17 protein-coding genes and 1 tRNA gene are annotated in these 19977 nt (G+C 58.7%); 7 read left to right on the plus strand and 11 right to left on the minus strand.

Translation table 11 applies throughout. The features are described from left to right. Positions 1 to 287: 287 nt before the first annotated feature. Both LF252_RS15710 and LF252_RS15715 read right to left on the minus strand, forming a co-directional pair. Positions 288 to 1175 (minus strand): DNA/RNA non-specific endonuclease, encoded by an 888-nt coding sequence (locus LF252_RS15710; RefSeq protein ID WP_226270521.1) that lies wholly within the window; start codon positions 1173 to 1175, stop codon positions 288 to 290. A 399-nt stretch (positions 1176 to 1574) separates the two neighbouring features. After that, a complete protein-coding gene (locus tag LF252_RS15715) occupies positions 1575 to 3797 on the minus strand; it encodes a hypothetical protein (RefSeq protein WP_226270522.1) in 2223 nt (740 codons plus the stop codon). Positions 3798 to 4118: 321 nt separating this feature from the next. Between LF252_RS15715 and LF252_RS15720 the strand changes: the two genes are divergently transcribed. Then, on the plus strand, positions 4119 to 5486 hold the full coding sequence (locus tag LF252_RS15720) for a sigma-54-dependent transcriptional regulator (protein WP_226270523.1): 1368 nt from the start codon (positions 4119 to 4121) through the stop codon (positions 5484 to 5486). A gap of 34 nt (positions 5487 to 5520) precedes the next feature. Continuing rightward, complete coding sequence (locus tag LF252_RS15725; protein ID WP_226270524.1) at positions 5521 to 9105, plus strand: PAS domain-containing hybrid sensor histidine kinase/response regulator; 3585 nt, start codon at positions 5521 to 5523, stop codon at positions 9103 to 9105. A gap of 414 nt (positions 9106 to 9519) precedes the next feature. Here the strand turns inward: LF252_RS15725 and LF252_RS15730 are convergent, their stop codons facing one another. Continuing rightward, the gene (locus tag LF252_RS15730) at positions 9520 to 9900 is read right to left on the minus strand and encodes a T9SS type A sorting domain-containing protein (protein WP_226270525.1); all 381 of its coding nucleotides are present in this window, start codon (positions 9898 to 9900) and stop codon (positions 9520 to 9522) included. Positions 9901 to 10075: 175 nt separating this feature from the next. On the opposite strand from LF252_RS15730, the gene LF252_RS15735 reads away from it, so the two are divergent. The 3 genes from LF252_RS15735 to LF252_RS15745 all read left to right on the plus strand — a co-directional run bounded on the left by LF252_RS15735 (position 10076) and on the right by LF252_RS15745 (position 13361). Beyond that, positions 10076 to 11194, plus strand: coding sequence for an NAD(P)/FAD-dependent oxidoreductase (locus LF252_RS15735; protein WP_226270526.1), 1119 nt, complete (start codon positions 10076 to 10078; stop codon positions 11192 to 11194). 133 nt (positions 11195 to 11327) lie between these two features. Beyond that, complete coding sequence (locus LF252_RS15740; protein ID WP_226270527.1) at positions 11328 to 12503, plus strand: type III polyketide synthase; 1176 nt, start codon at positions 11328 to 11330, stop codon at positions 12501 to 12503. Between the two features lie 42 nt (positions 12504 to 12545). Further along, on the plus strand, positions 12546 to 13361 hold the full coding sequence (locus LF252_RS15745; protein ID WP_226270528.1) for a methyltransferase domain-containing protein: 816 nt from the start codon (positions 12546 to 12548) through the stop codon (positions 13359 to 13361). Here LF252_RS15745 and LF252_RS15750 read toward each other — a convergent pair. Both LF252_RS15750 and LF252_RS15755 read right to left on the minus strand, forming a co-directional pair. Continuing rightward, entirely contained in the window at positions 13286 to 14194 is a 909-nt protein-coding gene (locus LF252_RS15750; protein WP_226270529.1) for a histone deacetylase family protein, read from the minus strand. The genes LF252_RS15745 and LF252_RS15750 overlap by 76 nt on opposite strands. A gap of 95 nt (positions 14195 to 14289) precedes the next feature. Continuing rightward, positions 14290 to 14367, minus strand: a tRNA-Val gene (locus tag LF252_RS15755). 203 nt (positions 14368 to 14570) lie between these two features. On the opposite strand from LF252_RS15755, the gene LF252_RS15760 reads away from it, so the two are divergent. Both LF252_RS15760 and LF252_RS15765 read left to right on the plus strand, forming a co-directional pair. Next, positions 14571 to 15269: a porin family protein gene (locus LF252_RS15760; protein ID WP_226270530.1), complete on the plus strand. Its 699-nt coding sequence runs from the start codon at positions 14571 to 14573 to the stop codon at positions 15267 to 15269. 78 nt (positions 15270 to 15347) lie between these two features. Beyond that, positions 15348 to 15845: a DUF6992 family protein gene (locus LF252_RS15765; RefSeq protein WP_226270531.1), complete on the plus strand. Its 498-nt coding sequence runs from the start codon at positions 15348 to 15350 to the stop codon at positions 15843 to 15845. Between the two features lie 92 nt (positions 15846 to 15937). Here LF252_RS15765 and LF252_RS15770 read toward each other — a convergent pair whose 3' ends face one another. The 6 genes from LF252_RS15770 to LF252_RS15795 form a co-directional block, all read right to left on the minus strand. Next, the gene (locus LF252_RS15770) at positions 15938 to 16495 is read right to left on the minus strand and encodes a type 1 glutamine amidotransferase domain-containing protein (RefSeq protein WP_226270532.1); all 558 of its coding nucleotides are present in this window, start codon (positions 16493 to 16495) and stop codon (positions 15938 to 15940) included. Between the two features lie 122 nt (positions 16496 to 16617). Next, entirely contained in the window at positions 16618 to 17136 is a 519-nt protein-coding gene (locus LF252_RS15775; RefSeq protein ID WP_226270533.1) for an acyl-CoA thioesterase, read from the minus strand. A gap of 38 nt (positions 17137 to 17174) precedes the next feature. After that, positions 17175 to 18269 carry a DUF3616 domain-containing protein gene (locus tag LF252_RS15780; protein ID WP_226270534.1) on the minus strand — a complete coding sequence of 365 codons (1095 nt, stop codon included), beginning with the start codon at positions 18267 to 18269 and terminating at the stop codon, positions 17175 to 17177. Positions 18270 to 18325: 56 nt separating this feature from the next. Further along, positions 18326 to 18835 (minus strand): hypothetical protein, encoded by a 510-nt coding sequence (locus LF252_RS15785; RefSeq protein ID WP_226270535.1) that lies wholly within the window; start codon positions 18833 to 18835, stop codon positions 18326 to 18328. 99 nt (positions 18836 to 18934) lie between these two features. Continuing rightward, the gene (locus LF252_RS15790; RefSeq protein ID WP_226270536.1) at positions 18935 to 19345 is read right to left on the minus strand and encodes a hypothetical protein; all 411 of its coding nucleotides are present in this window, start codon (positions 19343 to 19345) and stop codon (positions 18935 to 18937) included. 68 nt (positions 19346 to 19413) lie between these two features. Then, on the minus strand, positions 19414 to 19977 hold a 564-nt coding region (locus tag LF252_RS15795), incomplete at its 5' end, for a GMC family oxidoreductase (RefSeq protein ID WP_226270537.1).

Raw genomic sequence — 19977 nt, forward strand, 5'->3', positions numbered from 1 at the left:
CCGTGCGTTATGGGCCAATTATGAAACTGTTATGCCTGCTAACAGCTCCGCATAAAAAAAGCCGCGTTGCAGCGCGGCTTCTTACTTATCTACCCACCTGAAGTCTATCACTCAACTCACGCGGCAAAATTACACTACCTCAGGTACTTTCAGGGGGAGTATTCTACCAAGTAACACAAAAGTAAACTTGACTGCCAGCTTATGCTCGACCAACGGCGTGCCTCGTACTAACAACACGGGCCCGATACATGCCGGGCCCGTGTTATTTCTGGCAAGCCTGATGACGCTTAGCTGGTAGGGCCGTTGTCAACGCGCGCTTCAATGGTAGCCTGCACCGAGGCAGACACGGCCGACAGCAGGTCATACCCGGTGGCCGCTTCAATGGCATCAACCGTGGTGCGGTACGAGCCCCAGGTAGTGCTCAGCGAGTTATCATTGGGCGTGTTGATGGCAATAACGCGGGTGCTGGTGGTTACGCGGGCGGCGTCGCCGGTACCTACGGGCAGCACCACAATTACCTTCCAGCAACGGGCCGGCACCGTTATGCGGCCGCCGTCGATGGTTTCTTTGTAACCCGCCGAGCCCGTGCCGCCTTTGCCGTAGGAGCCACAAATGATGTACAGCTCATTGCCGGCATCAACCAGGGTACGGCAATAATTTTCCAGGTTGGCCCAGGTACGCTGGTTGTTGTTGGGGGCCTGGGGCATCATGTTCGTCATCAGAAACGTAGCCGAGTTGTCGGCCACCGAGCCGGTTCGGTCGGCGGAGGGGCAGTTATGGCCCCGGTCGAAGCCCGAGCCGCTGTAGCTGGTGCTACCTACCCGGTACCATCCTGAGGGCAAGGAAGCATCGGCCGAGAAGTTATCCTGCCGGGCCGTGCTGCCCAGCCAGGCACTGCTCAGGTGCCAGCTAACCCAGTTAGGAATACCCCGGTCGCGGTGATACGACATGGAGTACTGGGTTTTGTTCATAAGGTAGTTAGTGTAATTAGTAGTGCTGGTAGTAGCACCGCTAGGGTTACCCAAGGCCATGTTCCCGTCGCGGGTGGCGGTGGCGTCGGCGCTTTGCGAAGAGGCGCTGGGAGTGCCTATGGGCGCAACAGCATCTTTGGAGCAGGAAACGGCCAGACTAGCCAGTGTGGCCAGACTGAGAATACGGAGTAGGGTACGCTGCATGATGGAAAGAGGGTGTGATGGTTGAGGAAGGAAAAGTGCTGCTTAGCGGCCGCAAAAATGAGCGCCTGTTTTCAGTTGGATGTTACCGGAACATTATCATTTTCCAAATTCGGGAAGACTGTGCTAAAATGACAATTTTCTGAGAACCAACACCTACTACCATACTCTATATATGACACTTACTACATTCCGCAACTTGTAAAATATCCTTTACAGCGCAGCAATGCCCATTTACTTCTCATTGCCTGTGTCCAATAGCATAATTTTACACTCCACACCGTTGAGCACAGGATTTGACTAAACATGAAAAGGCCCTCACCGACCTGCAACGATGAGGGCCTCATTTCACGAGGAATAAACTAATAGGGTGGATATTTGAGTATAAAATAAGAACTCCGTTCAGGGCTGCACTACCACACGGCTCTTACCTATGCGCTGTCCGGCTTTGTCGAACAGAGCCACCTGATACAGCCCCGGCCGCAAAGACGCCGCCGATACTACCGCCCGGCTATTGCTCACCGTGTGCCGGCTTACCTCGTTACCCATCTGATCATAGAAAGCTACCTCATATTTGGCACTGCCAGGCCGGTCGCTGGCGGGCAACTGCATGCGCAGCGGCTGTGCCTGCGAGGCCGGGTTGGGGTACATATCGAATACCACTACCGGTGGGCGTACCGTCACGGACACCACGTTGGAGTACGACTCTTGCCCGCTCAAATCCACAATGCGCAGGCGGTAGTACAGCGTTGAGGCGTTCTGAGAAATACCGTTGTAGTCACGGAACAAGTATTGCCGGGTGGTGGCAGAGTTACCGGCGGCATTTACGCGGCCCAGCGCTTGGAAACTCCCCGACGCCGATAAGGAGCGTTCCACAATAAAGTGGCTACTGTTGGCCTCGGAAGTGGTCTGCCAGCTTACGTCTATGGAACCATCACCGTTCACGGCGCGCAGGTTTTGGAGCGCTACGGCAGCAGATACGGGCGGCGTGATGGTGGAGGGGAATCCGCTGGGAGTATCATCGGCAAAGGCATAGTAGATGCGCGTGTCAGCCAGCGCCGATACACCGTTAGGCATCTCCAGCTCTACCCACTCGAAGTCACGCGTAGTGCGAAACGACAGTTCCTGCTTACCGCTCGAAAGCAATTCCAGGGAAAGTAACGAGGCATCGGTTATGGATTCGGCCAGTTCCGCGCCGTTAATTCCGATGTAGGTCTTTACCCGAACATTTTTAAGCAATTGCGCATCGAGCAAACCTGTGGCTAGCCCCAGTACTACCCCGGCACGGTTGCCACCTGTACCAGTTCCGTTCAGCTTCATTTTCAGGCGGGTGCTGCCGCCTACCGCTACCAGCGAGTTGAAAGTGGCGTAGTTGCTGGTCAGATTCTGATCAACGGCCAGTTCCGGCGAGGTTACGCCGCAGTTCACGCATGCCAGGCTGCTGCCGTTCAGCTGGTAATTGCCTGTGGGGTCGGAGAAGTTAGAGAATCGGGCGTTCTGGTCACGGTACACGCGGGGCTCCACGCCAAAGCCGTAGTACACCTGCAGATTGTCCAACACGCCTAGTAGGCTCACCCGCCGGATTTCAACCCGGTCGAAGGGCTTGATGGTGTTCATGCGGATGTTGTACTTGCCGCCGGGAAGCACGCTCAGGCTCAGCAAGCCAGCACCGGTACCCACCTCCTGCACCGTAGAGCCCAGATACGTTGTCAGCCGCAGTCCGGACAGTGCGGAGGCATCCAGCAACCCCTGACTACCCAGCACAAAGCCGGCGTAATAACCGGCCGGTGCCGTTCCTTCCAACTGCGTTTGCAGGGAGGTCGGGCAGCTCAGATCCACCAGAGCCCCCATAGTAGCGTAGTTGGTCAGGTCCGAGTCAACGGCATTCAGCGGCTGGCTCACGTTGGAGTTCACGCACACCGTAATGTTGTTGTCGACGGCCGCCGTGCTGTAGTTGCTGGCACTGGGCGAGGCAAACCGGGAAACGTATCCCCTGGCCGACGTGATGTTGTTTACGCCCAGCCCGTAGGCGTAGTGCACGTTCAGCGCGTATCCCAACGAGACCAGCGAAGCCGCCTCAATTTCAATCTGATCAAACTGCTTGCCCGCAATAAACTCCAGCGGCATTGGCCCTGTGTCGGAACCCAGCAGCAAGCCGGCCAAGCGGGCATCAATCACTTTGGTTTCCTGCAGCTGTGATGGGCCCGAATTACTGCTTAAGTACGTGCGGATGACGATGGCCGAAGCCAGATCCACCCCCAGCAGATTCAGCACGTTGCTACCGCGCGATACCACTACACCGGCCCGGTGACCAATTGGTACCAGCCCATCCATGTCCATGCGCAGCTTTAGCCTTTGGGTTACCAGCACGCTGGCGGGTACGTTCAGGGTGGCAGCAGTAGTAAAGCTGGCATCGGTGGCAAACCCGGGGTTGTCAACTGAACCAAAGCAGGTGGTAACATTCAAGACGGTATTGCACTCCCGGATGGGTGTGGCCCCAGATATCCCAGAGTTGGAATAAATGGCGGGGCTACTGCCCTGCCCGAATGCTTGCACTCCGGCAAATACAGCCAGTGCAACGGTGGAAAACAGACGCCGTGAGGCTGAAAAGTAAAACTGATTCATATGCAAACAGGTGTTGAGAAAGTAGGTACCCGCACTGCGCTGGCACCTGCGTACACCAGAGGCAATATGATGGCCAGTTTTAATTATTAGACATAAGTTATTGTTAAACAATTATTTACAAAATATAGCACAACACTATATATTCTCATTTAGAGACTCCTGTTCCTAAATAGAGAATTGCTAGTATCCCAGAAAAAACCCCGCTATACTCGCAGTCTGGGCTGTTTTCCCAAAAACAAAAAGCGTGGCCTGCTGGTAGCCGGTGTGTTGTGCTATATTTTTTCAGCCTACTGTTCCGCCCTTTCCGTTCCATTTCGAGCTATGAGTACTGCATTACCCATCACCATTTTCATTGTAGAGGACAACGCCTGGTATGGCGAGTTGCTGGAATACAAACTTGCCCAGAACCCGGATTACAGCATCCGCCGCTTTACCACAGCCCAAGCCTGCCTGAGCAACCTGTCGGAGCGCCCCGATATTATCACCCTGGACTATTCCCTCCCCGACGGTAAGGGCGACCAAGTGCTTCTCCAGATTAAAGAGCGCCTACCGGAAGTAGCTGTAATTGTCATTTCGGGGCAGGAAGATGTTCGAACGGCCATTGGCCTGCTGCGCCAGGGCGCGTACGACTACCTGGTCAAAGACGAAGAAACCGCCGACCGGCTGTGGAATACTGTGGGCAACATCCGGAAGCAGCTGGCTCTGCGGCAGGAAAACGCCCGGCTGAAAGAGCAGATTGGGCAGCGCTTCGACCCACAACGGGCTATTCTGGGCAACAGCACACAAATTCAGCAACTCCACGCCCTTATCGATAAGGCCGCCCGCACCAACATCACCGTTTCTATCAGCGGCGAAACCGGTACCGGCAAAGAGCTGGTAGCTAAGGCCATTCATTTCCGCTCGGAACGCCGCGAAGCGGCTTTCGTGGCCGTAAACGTGGCGGCCATTCCGCGGGAGTTGCTGGAAAGTGAGTTGTTTGGCCATGAAAAGGGTGCCTTTACGGGTGCCGTAAACCGGCGGATTGGCCGGTTCGAGGAAGCGCACAAAGGCACGCTATTTCTGGACGAAATTTCGGAGCTGGATTTAAGCCTGCAGGCCAAGTTGCTGCGCGTACTGCAGGAGCGGGAAGTTGTGCGCGTGGGCGGCAACACCCGCATTCCGTTTGATGCCCGCCTGATGGTGGCCACGCACCGCGACTTGGCCAAGGAAGTAAAAGAGGGCCGTTTCCGGGAGGACTTGTACTACCGTCTGCTGGGCCTGCCCATTCAGTTGCCACCGCTACGGGAGCGAGGCCAGGATGTGCTGCTGCTGGCCGATTCTTTCCTGCAGGAGTTTTGCAAGCAGAATAGCATGGTTACCTGTGCGCTGTCGGAAGCAGCCCGCCAGAAGCTGCTGCACTACGCCTTCCCGGGCAACGTGCGCGAGTTGAAGGCCGTGATGGAGTTGGCCGCCGTGATGGCCGAAAACGACCAGATTCAGCCCGCTGACCTGCCGTTACGCCACCCGCAGGCCCCCACCGCCGAGCCAACCCTGACGGGCAACGAGTCGTTACGTACCCAGACGGCCTCTATTGTGCAGCGCTACCTCGATGCCCATAACGGCAACATTTTGCAGGTAGCCGCCAAGCTACAAATCGGGAAATCAACTATTTATCGAATGGTTCAGAACAACGAGGTGCGGCTACGCTAACCGGTGCCGCGCTTAGGGCTTCGCATTGTATCGTATGGGGTCTATTCAGGAGCGACATTGGCAGCGGCGGTTTCGCCAAGCGCAGCAGCAGTGGAAGCAGGCCCAGCAGGCCTGCCACGAGGCACAACAGCAGCTTGCCGGGTTACAGATGCGGGCGCAGGCCTCTGCGGCCCAGGCCAGCGCCCTGCTCCAGACCATGACCACGGCTATTCTGGCCGAAAACCAAGACCGCATCATCACCCTGATAAATCAGCGGCTGTGTGACCTATTCTGCATGCCCAAGCCGGCGGCGGCCTACATGGGGCAGCGTACTCAGCAACTGGTGCAGGATGGCTACGAGCTGCTGGATGACTCCGCTACCATTCATGCCCAGAACCTGCAGATAGTGGCGGCGCAGCAGCGCAGCAGCGGGCTGCTTATTGCCCTCCGCGACGGGCGCATTGTGCAGCAGGACTACCTGCCGGTGGTGCAGGACGGTGCTACGGTACTGCACATCTGGAGCTACGAGGATGTAACCGAGCAGCAGCTGGCATTGCGGCGGGTGCGGGAATTCAGCCAGCTGGCCGAGCAATGCCCGCAGCCCATCATCCGGTTCAACGAGCAAGCCGAGGCTTTATACGCCAACCCGGCGGCGGCTCCCGTGCTGGCGGCCCTGGCCCTGCCCGAGGAGTTGAACTGCCGCCGCCGGATTCAGCGCGAGATTAGTCAGGCGCTGCTGGCGGGTGAAACCCGTACCGTGGAGCTGCGTCTGGGCGCGGAATTTTACCTCTGGACCATTGCGCCCCTGCCCCGCGAGCAGGAGGCCACACTCTACCTAACCACCATCACGGAACGCCGCCACGCGGAGGCCGAACTGCTCCGCAACCAACTCTTTACGGCCCGCATCAACGAAACTGTCCCCAATATTGTGTTCATCTATGACTTGCAGACGGAAACCCTGCAGTACTGCAACAAGCAGACGGAGAACATACTGGGCTACACGGCCGAAGAAGTACTGGCCCTGGGCAACTACATGATCCGGGAAATTGTGCACCCCGACGACCTGCCCCTGGCCCAGTTGGAAAGCCGGCGCCGGCATGTGCTGCACGACGGCGAGGTACTGGCCTCGGAGTACCGGTTCCGGCACCGCAATGGCTCGTGGCGGTGGCTGAGCTTGAAAACTACCTGCTTCACGCGCCACGCCAACGGGCGGGTGTGGCAATTGGTAGGCTCCGCCACAGACGTGACGGAACGCCGCGAAACCGAGGAGCAGTTGCACCAAAGCCGACTGTTTGTGGAGCGCATCACCAACACCACGCCCAACCTGATTTACATCTACGATGTGGATACACAGACCAATGTGTACTGCAACCGGTTCGTGGAAACCATGCTGGGCTATACCGCCGCTGATTTACAGCAGATGGGCGGTAGTATGATCCATACGCTAACCTCAGAAACGGAAGGCCAGCGCCTGCGACAGCATTTTGAAGAGGTAACTCACTGCCAGGATGACGAGGTACGGCACCTGGAGTACTCGCTCTACCACCGCAGTGGCTCCATTCGCTGGCTGCGCATCAGCAACACGCCTTTTGCCCGCAACGAGCAGGGCCGCGTTACCCAGATTGTGGGCTCAGCGGAGGACATTACCCGCTGGAAAATTGCCGATGAGCAGCGGCGCTCCGCCAACCGGCGCCTTGCCGAGCAAAACCGCTTGTTCCGACAGGTTATCGATACCGTTCCAAACCCCATCTACCTCAAAGACGCGGCGGGCAACTACATCTTGGCCAACCAAGCCACGGCCCAGCTCTACAACCTGTCCAACGAAGCCCTGCTGCAAACGCCGGCCGATGAGCTGCTGCGCCGGTTTCCGGATTTGGAAAGGCATCACAGCAAAGACAAGGAAGTGCTCAGCACCCGCAAGGAAGTGGACCTGGAGGACACGTTTGTGGACGCATACAACCAGCTCCGGTGGTTCCGGACGGTGAAGCGGCCCTTCGTGCAGGCCGACGGCACCGTGCAGGTGCTGGGAGTAGATAACGACATTACGGAGCTGAAGCACACCGAAAAGGCCCTGCAGCAAGCCAAGGAAACCGCCGAGCAGAACGCCCAGGCCCGGCAAACTTTCCTAACCAACATGAGCCACGAAATCCGCACGCCTATGAACGGGATTATGGGCTTGGCGGAGCTGCTGGCCAAAACGCCGCTGTCTGATGAGCAGCAGCAGTATTTGCACCACATTCGTTACTCCGCCGATAACCTGCTGGTCGTCATCAACGACATTCTAGACATGGCCCAGCTGGGTGCGGGCCGTGTTCGGCTGGAGACAGTGCCCTTTGAGTTGCAGGAAGTATTGAAAGCCAGCTGCCAGGCCCTGATGCCCAAAGCCACCGAAAAGGGAATTACCCTGCGGCTGCAACTCCCCGATGAGCCCGGCCCCACTTGGGTGCTGGGCGACCCATACCGCCTGCGGCAGGTGCTGCTGAACCTGCTCAGCAATGCTATCAAATTTACCGAAAAGGGCCAAGTGCTCCTGACGTGTCGCCAGCTGACGTCCCCCAATGGTAGCCGGCAATACCAGTTTTCGGTGATGGATACCGGCATTGGCATACCCAGCGGGCAATTGCAGCAGCTGTTCGAGCCGTTTATGCAGGCGTCGGCCAGCACGGCCCGCGAGTACGGTGGCTCCGGCCTGGGCCTGAGTATCTCGCGGGAGTTGGTGGAACTGCTGGGCGGCAAGCTCACCGCTGAAAGCCGCCTGCACCACGGCAGCACCTTCAGGTTCACACTTACTTTTGTGGGCGCGCAGCCCCCGGCACTGCCGCTGGTACCAGCCACTGCCCAGTTCCGTCTGGAGGGCTACCGGGTGCTGCTCACCGAAGACAACCCCGTAAACCAGCTGCTGGTGCAGGTGATGCTGAAAGGTTGGGGCATGCACGTAGATACGGCCTCCTCCGGAGCCGAAGCCCTGGCCCTATTCCGGCAATATCCTTACGACGTGGTGCTAATGGACATTCAGATGCCGGGTATGGATGGGGTGGCTACTACGCAGCTGCTGCGGCAGCACCCCAATCAGGAAAAGGCGGCCACGCCCGTGGTAGCCCTTACGGCCCACGCCATGCAGGGTGAGGCGGAACGCTACCGCCAGGCGGGCCTCAACGCATATGTATCAAAGCCGTTCCGGGAAGAAGACCTATTCCGGACGGTTGCGGACTTACTGAAACACCAGCCCATTGTGACCCCACCTGTGCCTGCTCCGGTAGCACCGCTGCAAACGCAACCCACGCCCTCCGGCTCGCCGCTGTACGATTTGACCTCGCTGCGCAACATGACCAACAACGATGAGACGTTTGTCAGGCGGTTGGTGACGTTGTTCATCACTACAACCCCTCCGGTGGTGGCCGAAATGGAGCAGCATGTGGCCCGGCAGCAGCTGGAGGCCCTAAGTGCTGCTGCGCATCACCTCAAAAGCTCCGTTGATGGCTTGCAGGTGCAGGCCCTGCGCCCCGTTCTGCGTGAGCTGGAAGCCGCTGGTCACAACCCTGAAGCTGTTACGTGGCCACACCTAACGGAGTTGGTGCAACAGGTACGGCAACTGATAGAGGCCACTATTGCGCAGTTACGAACAGAATTTCCAGAATAATTCTGCTACTGGCCACTAAAAGAGCAGTTATAGAAAACCCCATAATTATACTGCAACTTCGGCGTTGTTGTCGTGGTTTATAATAGTAACCGCCCGCTACCGGGTAGCACCCGGCAACGGGCCGGTTATTTTTCTTTTTTCGTTATTTCCTTTCGTATGACACTCGTTCTTTTTTTTGGAATTGCTCTGGCCACTACGCTGCTGGGTTTCGATGCTCTGCGTAATCTGAAAGCCGAGCTGAAGCCGGTACCCGTACGGGTCCGTAACCGCCGCTAAGTCTGGCGCCTTGCCTTGTCTCATCACCCTTGCCCTATTTACGTGGGGCAAGGGTATTTTTTTGCATTCCGGCAGTTTCGTGCACAAAAAAGAGCAGCCTGGGGCTACTCTTATATGGGTTATACGGTGTAAGATGCTCTAGCGAATTACCAGCTTGCGCATTTCACTGGTGTTGTCCGATTCCAGCTTTACGTAGTAGAGGCCGTTGGCGAACTTGCTCAAATCCAGCGTACGAGTGTACCGGTCATTCAGCTCCGATAGCGTTTCGCGGTACATCACCGTACCAATGACGTTTAGCACGCTCAGTTCGATTTTGCGGCCTTCGAACCCGTTGATGGAAACGTGTACTATACCGGTACTCGGGTTGGGGTATACCAGCAGAGCCCGTTCCTCGCCGCCCGGCCGTGCTATGGGCCGCGCTACGGCCGCCGTTCCCTGCGCCACCGCTGGCCGGGGGCTGCCGTGCAGGCCGGTGGCAAGAAGTAACAGTAAAGAGAAAAAGCGTAAGCGTTGCATCATAGAATACGTAAGAGGTGGGAGGAAATATGCCCGAACGGAATATCTAATAACGGCGGGCAATGATTTAGGTTTGCAAAAATACGGATGTAGCGGAGTTAGCCAGCGGAATATAACGCATCTTCGATAAAACAACTCATTTCATCTTCTTTCTCACCCTTTTACCCGATAAAATAAGTTGGACGTTGTCATTATTGGGGGAGGCTTGGCTGGTTTGTGCGCGGCCCTGGATCTGCGGCAGCGCGGCCACGCCGTAGTGCTGGTGGAGCGGCAGCACTATCCGTTTCACCGGGTGTGTGGTGAGTACATTTCCAACGAGGTGCTGCCCTACCTCCACCGCTTGGGAGTTGACTTGGCAGAGCTGGGCACGGCGCATATCAATGAGCTGCAGCTTAGCTCGCCGGCTGGCCGGCTGTTGCGGGCCCCACTAGCGCTGGGTGGGTTTGGCGTGAGCCGCTACGCGTTGGATTATTTCCTGTATGAGCGGGCCGTGCAGGCGGGAGTAGAAATACGGCAGCAAACCACCGTTACAGCCGTTATCTTCGATGCGGCTGCCAATGAACACCGGGTAACGCTAGCCAATGGACAGCAGCTGCAGGCCCGGGTGGTACTGGGCGCGTACGGCAAGCGCAGCACCCTGGACCGCCAGCTGGAACGGCCGTTTTTTACGCAACGCTCTCCTTACCTGGGCGTGAAATACCATGTGCGGTACGCGCACTTGCAGCCCCACGTAATTGCGCTGCACAATTTTGCGGATGGCTACGCTGGTTTTTCAGCCATCGAAGACGGCAAGGCCTGCTTCTGCTACCTCACCACCCGCCGCAACCTGAAGGCTCATGGCACCATTGCGCAGCTGGAGCAGCAAGTACTGACCCGCAACCCGCACCTGCGTCACATATTAGAGCACGCTGAGGTGCTATACCCGCAACCCGAGGTCATCAACGAAATATCCTTCGCCCCGAAATCCTGCGTGGAAAACCACGTGCTCATGTGCGGGGACGCGGCCGGCCTGATTACGCCCCTCTGCGGTAACGGTATGGCTATGGCCATGCACGGGGCGAGCTTGGCGGCCGCCCACGCCGATATTTTTCTGCGCAACCACTGCACACGTGCGATACTGGAAGCGGGGTACACCGCCGGCTGGCGCCAGCACTTTGGTCGGCGCCTCCAAACCGGCCGGGCCGTGCAGCGCTTATTTGGCCAGCCCGTGCTCAGTGAGCTGGTAGTAAACAGCTTGCGCCTGTGGCCAGCGGCAGTACGGCAAATCATCCGGCGCACGCATGGCGTGCCATTTTAAGCAGGCCGGCAAGGCAGCGCCGTGGCCTGAAAATATGCTTTTCGCCAGTGTTGTTATGGCTGTGGTTGAGCTTTCACGCCGGAGCCCTAAAACCTGTAACCCTGCACCCTGGTTTTTTACGTAAACTGCCCCAATGAGCAGCTACTTATGTGCCATTGGCACGGCCAATCCGCCCCACCGTATTCCGCAACTCCAGATTGCCGATTTCATGGCCCAGGCCCTGGAACTGGATGAGGCTGGCACCCGCAAGCTCCGCGCCCTGTACCGTGTTTCAGGCATTGGGCAACGCTACACCGTGCTGCCCGACTACGGCCGCGCAAACGGCGAGTTCTCCTTCTTCCCGAATACCCCGGGTCTGGAGCCCTTCCCCAGCGTGGGCCAGCGTATGGCCGAATACCGCCGCCACGCCCTGCCGCTGTCGGTGCAGGCGGCGCAGGCTTGCTTTGAGCAGATGCCGGAAGTAGAGCCCAGCTCCATTACCCACCTGATTACGGTGAGCTGTACCGGTATGTACGCGCCGGGCCTAGATATTGAGCTGGTGGCGGCTCTGAGGCTGCCGGGCCACGTGCAGCGAACCTGCGTAAACTTTATGGGGTGCTACGCGGCCGTAAATGCCCTGAAGCTGGCCGACGCCTTTTGCCGGGCCACCCCTGAAGCGCGGGTGCTGATTGTGTGCACGGAGCTATGCACGCTGCATTTTCAGAAAAGCCTGGAAGACGACCATCTGGTTTCCAACGCTTTGTTCGGGGATGGCTCGGCGGCGGTGCTGGTGCAGGGACAGCCCGCCAAACAGGGACCAAGCCTGGCGCTGACGGCCTTTCATTGTGACTTGGAGCCCGATGGTCACGCCGATATGGCTTGGCACATCAACAATTTTGGGTTTGAGATGACCCTTTCCTCGTACGTGCCACGCATGATTCAACAGGGCATTGGCCAGCTTACGCAACGCCTGCTGGCCGATTTGCCGGTGCAGCTGGCCGATGTACGGGCCTTTGCCATTCACCCGGGCGGACGCAAAATTCTGGAAGCCATTGAGCAGGCGCTGGGCATTACGGCGCACGACAACCGGTTTGCCTATCAGGTACTGCGCGACTACGGCAACATGTCGTCGGTGACGGTGCTGTACGTGCTGCAGGCTTTGCTACAAACCCTCACTCCCGCTGACGCCGGGCAGCCGGTACTCAGCTTCGCTTTTGGCCCCGGCCTTACGCTGGAAGCTATGCTGCTGACGGTGGCTTACGAACAGGCGCAGGAAGTAGCGGAAGAAAATACAGTGGAAGAAATAAGCTTAGCAGCGTTGACCGCCTAGACAATTTCTCCCGCATCTTACCTGCCTGTTGCCCTCCTTGCCATGCCCGATTTTAGCCTCCGCTCCACGCAACCAGAGCTGATGGATGACCTGACGTTGGCTTCGGCGGAGTTACGGCAGAATCTGGAGGAGCTGGAAACCATTAATACGTGGCTGGGGGGTTATGCTCCGGTACTTGAGGCACTGGCCCGGCTACAGGCACATTTCCCGGTTGGCCGCCCCCTGCGCCTAGCCGACTTAGGCAGTGGTGGTGGCGACACGCTGCGCCAGATTGCCCGCTGGGCCCGCCGCCGCGGCGTGGCGGTGGAGTTAATTGGCGTCGATGCCAACCAATTCATGCTGGACTACGCCGCTGCGCGCTGCCAGCAGTATCCCGAAATCCGGTTTGTGCAGGCCGATATATTTTCCGCCGAGTTTCAGCAACAGCCTTTTGATATCGTCACAGCCAGCTTGTTCTGCCACCATTTCACGGACGCGGAGTTGGCCAGCTTACTTACTCAGTGGCAGCAGCAGGCTAGCGTTGCCGTCATCATCAACGACCTGCACCGCCACCCGATGGCCTACTATAGCATTCAGTGGCTGACGCGGCTATTGGGTGGCTCCCGCCTTGTGCGGCACGATGCACCTTTATCAGTAGCGCGGGCATTCACTCGCGCCGATTGGCAAGGATTGTTGCGCCAAGCCGGAGTTCAGCAGTACGAGCTCCGCTGGCGCTGGGCCTTCCGCTGGCAAGTGGTCATTCGGCCCGCTGGTACAGCCGCGCTACATCCGGCCCACGGTACTCACGACCATAAATCGGCCGCTACGCGGAAGGTGGCGGCGTGGGCGTTTACAATATCGGCAATGCGGGGCGAGTAGCCGCCGCCCATGCACACGACTACCGGGAGCCCGTGCCGGTGGCACAGGTCCAGCACTGTGGCGTCGCGCTGGCGGCAGCCTTCGGGCGTGAGGCTCAGGTGGCCCAGCTTATCGGTAGCCAGCACATCGACGCCGCTCAGGTAAAACACAAAATCGGGGGCAAACTCCTCTAGCAGTTGGGGCAGCGTATCACGCAGTAGCTGCAGGTACGTAGCATCGTCGGTACCATCGGGCAGGGCCAGGTCGAGGCTAGAATGCTCTTTGCGGTGCGGGTAGTTACGGGCCCCGTGCATGCTGAACGTGAATACCCGGGGCTCATCCTGGAAAATGCTGGCCGTGCCGTTGCCCTGGTGCACGTCCAGATCCACAATCAGCACCCGCCTGACGCCCAACGCAGGTTCGGCCAGTAGCATGGCAGCCGCGGCGGCCTGGTCGTTGAGCAGGCAGAAACCCTCTCCCCGGTCTCGAAAGGCATGGTGGGTACCGCCCGCAATATTGAAGGCTACGCCGGTGCCCAACGCCCGGCGGGCACACTCCAGCGTACCGCCTAAGATGGTGACTTCGCGCGTTATCAGCTCCGGGCTCCACGGAAAGCCGGTGGCCCGCTCCTCCTGGCGCGTAAGCTGGCCCGCTTGCAGGCGGTGGTAATAATCGGCCGAGTGTACGCGCAGTACATCCGCCGCTGATGGCGCAACGGGCACGAAGAAGGCACTTTCCGGCACAATGCCTTCCCGAAGCAGCTGCTCGGGCAACAGCTCATATTTGAGCATCGGAAAGCGGTGGTTGGCTGGCAGAGGGTGGGCGTACAGCGGAGCCCAGGCAACAGAAAGCATACGGGCAAACTACGCAGCACGGGCCGCAACAGCTGGGCAGCACACAAAAATAACCGCCGGTTGGGGCGGTTACTTTCGGATTCGGGTGGTTTTGCTGGTGGGGCGTATCGGGCTCGAACCGATGACCCCTACCTTGTCGAGGTAGTGCTCTGAACCAGCTGAGCTAACACCCCGCACAAAACCGGCTGGCGGCGGCCGTAAAGAGACAAATATAGCCTTTCGGGGCTGATTACACGTTTCCGGGATTCATAAGATTTTGGCCTTGCCCCAGGGCCCGCTGTAACCTTCTGAGCGCGGGCAAGTATAGCGGCATACAGATGCTGCGCCAGTCGGCCGCGGCAGTGCTTTCTCCCATCTGCATCACCGTTACCACCCCATGAAACACTTTGCACTCCTGCTGGCTGGCTGCGCGTTGAGCGCTACGGCTGTGGCTCAAACCAACGGCCCAAGCGGCACTCCCTCCTCGGCTGATTACGCTTCCGGCACCTCCGATTCGCGCAACAACGGCTTCGGCATTAAAGGCGGCTTCACGGCTTCCAACTTCCGCGGCGACGACAAGAAAAACTTCGGCAACGAAGGCATCTACAACACCTTCCACGCGGGTGCTTACGCGCAGTTTGGCTTCAACAACAGCTTCTCGCTGCAGCCCGAAATTCTGTATAGCCGCCAAGGCTTCAAAGGCGACAGCCCGGCCTCTACAGCCCCCTCCGGCACCTTCACCACCCGCCTCGACTACGTTCAGGTACCGGTGCTGCTGGTGTACAACTTCCTCGACAACGTGAGCGTGCACGTAGGCCCCCAGGTTTCGCTGCTGACGAAAGTGAAGGAAGGTGATAAGGAGCGCAAGATTGCCGACGAAAACAACACCTACGGCTACAGCTACAACAGCCTCGACTACGGCCTCGCCGCTGGCCTGGAGGCCCGCATCGGCCCGGCCCGTTTGGGTGGCCGCTACACGGCTGGTTTCAACGACATCATCAAGGACCAGAACCTGTCGAAAACCGGGCAAACGGCCATTAACAACATCAAAAACGGCATGTTCCAGGTATACCTGGGACTGGGCATTTCTAACTAAGCAGCCCGTCGCTTGCTTGCATAAAGGGAAGTCCTGAGGGGCTTCCTTTTTTTGTGTACCTCCTTGTTTGCGCACCCTATGACAGCTGACGCCACTCTGCCCCTGATCAACCATGCCCGAGAGCTACTCATTGAGCGCGGCATGGGCGTGCTGGGCGCCTGGGCCCTGCTGAACCTACTGGTGAGCGGCTACTACGTGGCGCGTACTGACCGGCGCAGCGTGGCCCACCACTTTCACTTGATGAATGTGGCGTGGAACATGGTGAATGCCCTGATTGCCGTGTGGGGCATTCTGCAGGCCCATCCGCAGCAGGTAGCCGGCCTTACCCTGGCCGAAAGCCTGGCTGCCCAGGCCCGCACCGAGCAGATTTTGCTGGTGAATGCCGCCCTGGATGTGGGGTACGTGCTGTTTGGCCTGTGGTTGCGCCGCCGGGCCACCACGGCCATCCGGCCCGAGCGCCTGGAGGGCTTCGGCCGCTCGGTAGTACTGCAAGGTGCTTTTCTAGTCGTGTTTGACACTGGGCTGTATTTGCTGTATCACCCGTACGCCGCGCAACTGCTTGCTGCGGGGGCATAGCTGCTGCGCCTGAACGCAAAAAACCGCCCCACCAGCAACTAAGGCCGGTGGGGCGGTTATGCCAGTAGCCGCCCTATCAGGCGGCCGAGGACTTACTTTTTGCCTACCAAGGCTTCTTTGATCTTGTCGTTGAAGTTCGGAATATCCTGAGGGTTGCGGCTGGTGATGATGTTGCCATCTACTACCACGGTTTCATCTACCCAATGGCCGCCGGCATTCTTCACGTCGGTTTTCAGGCTGGGCCAGCTGGTGAGCTTTTTGCCGCGTACGGCATCGGCCTCAATCAGCGTCCAGGGGCCGTGGCAGATAGCGGCTACAGGCTTGCCAGAACGCACAAACTCGCCGATAAAGCTAACTACCTCGGGCTTCGTGCGCAGCACGTCGGGGTTCATCTGGCCGCCAGGCAGCACCAAGGCATCATAGTCGGCCACCTTCACGTCGCCAATTACTTTGTCCACGTCCACTTTATCGCCCCAGTCTTTTTCGTCCCAGCCCTTAATCGAGCCGCTTTTCAGCGAAATTACGTGGGTTTCGGCGCCTTCGCCTTCCAGGAACTTCTTGGGCTTTTCCAGTTCCGATTGTTCAAAACCGTCGGTAGCTACAATGGCTATTTTCTTGCCTTTCAAGGCGTCGCTTCCAAAGATACTCATGAGTACAGAGGGGTGAGTTGGTAGAAATCAGGTACAAAAAAACCGGTAGCCAGGCTGGCTACCGCTTCTGTTTTAACGAGGTTTGACGCGGGCGGTTAGGGCAGAATTTTGGCTTTTCGGGACTACTCCTGCTCGTTTCGCTCCCGCTTGAGGGCTTTGCGGAGGCGCTTTACCCGCTCGTCAAAGCCATCAGGGTCGTAGTCGACTTCTTCCACATCCAATTGTTCCAGCAGGTCCATCAGCTCATCGGAGTGCTCGGTGCGGGTACCGCCGGGTATCTTTACAAAAGCCATTTCCGACCACAGCACCGCTTTCAGCCGCAGGCCATCCTCGCTGAGCATCAGCATTTCTACTACCAGGTTGGAGTTGTCGAAATGAATGAGCTGGGTTTGGATGCGTACTTGCTCGGCGTGGTTGGCGGGCCGCAGGTAGGCAATCTGGTGCTTGGTAATTACCCAGCCGGCCTGGGCCTCGCGGGCCAGAGCGCCCATATTCAGGGCGTAGTGCTGGAGCACCTGCTCCTCCCGGGCGTTCAGGAAGTAGTCAAAAAAACGAGCGTTGTTGAGGTGGCCCAGCATGTCACAATCCTGAAAGCGGATGCGGTGCAGGGTTTCGGGGGTGCGGATGAGCGGTGCAGCCATAAGGGTAAGGCAGGTGATACGGGCGCAAAGGTGCGCAATTAGCCGGGCAGCGGGTAAGTGTTGGCCAGAATGGTGTGGGGGCGGGGCTTGCGGGCAGGGGCAGGCTTATCAAATACCACCAGCATTTCCTGGCTGCTGAGCAAGGCCATACCCTCGGCCCGGTCGAGGTGCGGCAGGTGCGGCACGTCAAACAACCGCTCCAGCTGCGCGGCGGGGGTAAGGCTGTCGTGGGCTTGAAACAGGCCGTTGCGCCAGCGGTACACGGCAATGGTACCATCTAGGTCCATGGTGGGTCCGGCCAGAACAAACAGGTCGGTACCCTGCTGCCGGATTTCCCGGATGCCCATGCCGCGCAGGTCCAGAAAGTGCTTTTTGTAGAGTGGGTGGCTGCCCCCCTCCATCTGTCCCAGCCGTAGCTTGCCTTTGCTGTGGTCCTCGGGCCGGATTTCCAGAATAACGGCCCAGCCATGCAGCACCGGCCCCCGCAGCCCCAGAAACAGCCGTCCATCGGGCGAGGCCGCCAGTCCTTCGATATCAAGGCCGTTGTCTTTGGCGGGCACCTGCAGGGCCGGGCCCAGGTGCTCATCTTGGCGGAGCACGTCCAGCAGTTCGTTGGTACCGACTTTGCGGCTGCGCAGTTGGGCGGCCCGCAATTTCTGGCCGGGCGCGGTAGGGTGCGAGGCCGTTTTCAGCAACTCATAGTCGCCGGACTGGGGGTTGAGCACCAGCGGAATACGGGCCAACAGGCAGCGGTTGGGGGCTACTTCCACCTTGGCCAGCCTCTTAATTTGCTTGGCCACGTTAGGGTCGTCGGATTTGGCGTTGCGGCGCTTGATGCTGTGTGAGCCAATTACCCACAGGTAGTTTTCGGCCTCGCCCATCCCTTCCAGGTCTATTTCCTCGGTGGTTTTGTCGGGTAGGCTCACTAAGTCAGCCAACGCATACTGGCAGTGCTTGCCAAAGCTGCGCGGGCCCGTGCGCCGCAGCCGCTCCAGCGTGGTGCTTTCGTCGCAGCAGAGCCACAGGTTTTCACCCGTCAGCACCGCTGCCGAAAGCCCGTCGCGCACATCGTCGCCCTCCGCGTTGCGGCTGAGTTTGGGGTTGAAGCGCAGCGTGTATTCGTTGGCAGCCATACACCAGGGTTGAAAATGGTACAGGCTACAAACGAGGCCAACGGCCGGATGTTTTTTTACCGGCCGCCGCAGTTGCTGCGCAGCTGGTTTAGCTGCTTCACCAGCCGCTGCACTTCCGCTTCGTTTGTGGTGTAGAGGGGTAGCTCAAACGTGGTATTGCTGGATGACTGAGCCGTTTTTTGCTGCCGCCGGATGTTGATTTTGTAGTACAGCTCGTGGGTTTTGTCACAGTGGGCGGGCGCGTACGTCAGCTCCTGCACCTGCGCCCAGTCGGAGCCCAGTTTCAGCTCAAATTCTACCCGGTCATCGGTCTTCACCGCCCACTCTGCACCGTTTTTCTGGTGGCTGACCTGAATGGCGGTGGCCTCGTTGGCGGGCTTGGTGCGGTATTTCCGGATTACCTGCGTGAAATGGCAATCTGTGAAAGACACGCGCACCTCCGTTTCCGGCTCCTGGGAGTCCCGCATCAGCTGATTGAGGCGCTGGGCCAGAGCAGCCGACGAAATGGTTTGCGCCCAGCCCGCGGCAGGCACACTCAGCAATAGAGCCAGTACGTACGTTTTCATGCTACACCCGAAATAAAGATTCTGCCACGGGCCGGCTCCCTGTGAGCAGTCCCGTGGCAGGTCAGATGTAGCTTGCTAGCAAAGGGTTGCCTGGCAGAGTTACTGCGCCCGGCGGGCCTGCATTTGGGCCTGTACCTGGCGTTGCTTGGTTTTGAGCTGCTGGTACTGGGCCGGTGTCAGAATCCCTTTCAGCTCCTGCTCAGAGGAAGCATTAATGCGCTTCAGCTCGGCCATCAGGGCGGGGCGGTTGCTACCCAAGCGCTGCTTGGCGCTGTTGGCCTGTTCGGTGGTACTCGTAAATACGGCCCGCACCTTGGCGCGCTGGTCGTTGGTGAGGTTTAGCTCTTCGGTGAGTACATCGGTCAGGTCGCGGGCGGCGGTGGGTGCCACCACTGGAGCCGTTGGGGTAGTGGCCGTGGCGGTGGGAATTTTAGCTTTATTACGACGGGCGCAGCCGGCCAGCAAACTAGTGGCCAGCAGCACAGTAAGGGTAAAACGCAGGGAGTACATAGCGGGAAAGGAACAAGGCGTGTTGTAGCGCCTACGCGAAAACCCGCCCAACGGGTACACCTCTCCCCTTATTGTTTGTAAGCGGCCACTGCCTCGGCCGGAGCAGTACGACTAGGCAAACTAGCTTTCAGGTGCTGAGCCGTGTGGTGGGCCAGCGCCATAATGGTGAGCATGGGGTTTACGCCGCTGCAGGCCGGGAAAGCCGAGGCATCGGCCACGTACAGGTGGCGCAACTCGTACAGCTCGCCGGTAGGACTGGTGGGGTGCGTAGCCGCTGTGCCGCCCATGCGGCAGGAGCTCATCTGGTGGGCACTGTACAAGCCAAACTGATTGGCCTTCCAGCCCAGATGGGGCAGGCTGCTGAGTACCTCCGGGTTGAGGGCGCGGCCATTTTCGGCCCGCAGCACCGGCAATGAGCCGTGGGGCAATAGCACTTCCCGGGCACCGGCGGCCACATGGATGTTAGCGGCGGCGGTTACGCCCCGCAGCAGGTGGCCCCGGTCATACTCGCTCAGCGTGTAATTAATCAGCGGAGCGCCTTGCCGGTCCACGCTGATGTGGCCGCCGTCCCGGTCGCGCGTGAGCACAATGAAGGAACCCATGTGCGCCGCCTGGGCCATCAGTTCCTTGTG

Origin of the sequence: Hymenobacter pini (assembly GCF_020421205.1) — a bacterium.
Classification (GTDB): Bacteria; Bacteroidota; Bacteroidia; order Cytophagales; family Hymenobacteraceae; genus Hymenobacter; species Hymenobacter pini.

What these genes read in the sequence shown, in the direction of transcription:
- LF252_RS15710 (WP_226270521.1), bottom strand. Translation starts at nt 1,175, where the DNA reads ATGCAGCGTACCCTACTCCGTATTCTCAGTCTGGCCACACTGGCTAGT.
- LF252_RS15715 (WP_226270522.1), bottom strand. Translation starts at nt 3,797, where the DNA reads ATGAATCAGTTTTACTTTTCAGCCTCACGGCGTCTGTTTTCCACCGTT.
- LF252_RS15720 (WP_226270523.1), top strand. Translation starts at nt 4,119, where the DNA reads ATGAGTACTGCATTACCCATCACCATTTTCATTGTAGAGGACAACGCC.
- LF252_RS15725 (WP_226270524.1), top strand. Translation starts at nt 5,521, where the DNA reads ATGGGGTCTATTCAGGAGCGACATTGGCAGCGGCGGTTTCGCCAAGCG.
- LF252_RS15730 (WP_226270525.1), bottom strand. Translation starts at nt 9,900, where the DNA reads ATGATGCAACGCTTACGCTTTTTCTCTTTACTGTTACTTCTTGCCACC.
- LF252_RS15740 (WP_226270527.1), top strand. Translation starts at nt 11,328, where the DNA reads ATGAGCAGCTACTTATGTGCCATTGGCACGGCCAATCCGCCCCACCGT.
- LF252_RS15745 (WP_226270528.1), top strand. Translation starts at nt 12,546, where the DNA reads ATGCCCGATTTTAGCCTCCGCTCCACGCAACCAGAGCTGATGGATGAC.
- LF252_RS15750 (WP_226270529.1), bottom strand. Translation starts at nt 14,194, where the DNA reads ATGCTTTCTGTTGCCTGGGCTCCGCTGTACGCCCACCCTCTGCCAGCC.
- LF252_RS15760 (WP_226270530.1), top strand. Translation starts at nt 14,571, where the DNA reads ATGAAACACTTTGCACTCCTGCTGGCTGGCTGCGCGTTGAGCGCTACG.
- LF252_RS15765 (WP_226270531.1), top strand. Translation starts at nt 15,348, where the DNA reads ATGACAGCTGACGCCACTCTGCCCCTGATCAACCATGCCCGAGAGCTA.
- LF252_RS15770 (WP_226270532.1), bottom strand. Translation starts at nt 16,495, where the DNA reads ATGAGTATCTTTGGAAGCGACGCCTTGAAAGGCAAGAAAATAGCCATT.
- LF252_RS15775 (WP_226270533.1), bottom strand. Translation starts at nt 17,136, where the DNA reads ATGGCTGCACCGCTCATCCGCACCCCCGAAACCCTGCACCGCATCCGC.
- LF252_RS15780 (WP_226270534.1), bottom strand. Translation starts at nt 18,269, where the DNA reads ATGGCTGCCAACGAATACACGCTGCGCTTCAACCCCAAACTCAGCCGC.
- LF252_RS15785 (WP_226270535.1), bottom strand. Translation starts at nt 18,835, where the DNA reads ATGAAAACGTACGTACTGGCTCTATTGCTGAGTGTGCCTGCCGCGGGC.
- LF252_RS15790 (WP_226270536.1), bottom strand. Translation starts at nt 19,345, where the DNA reads ATGTACTCCCTGCGTTTTACCCTTACTGTGCTGCTGGCCACTAGTTTG.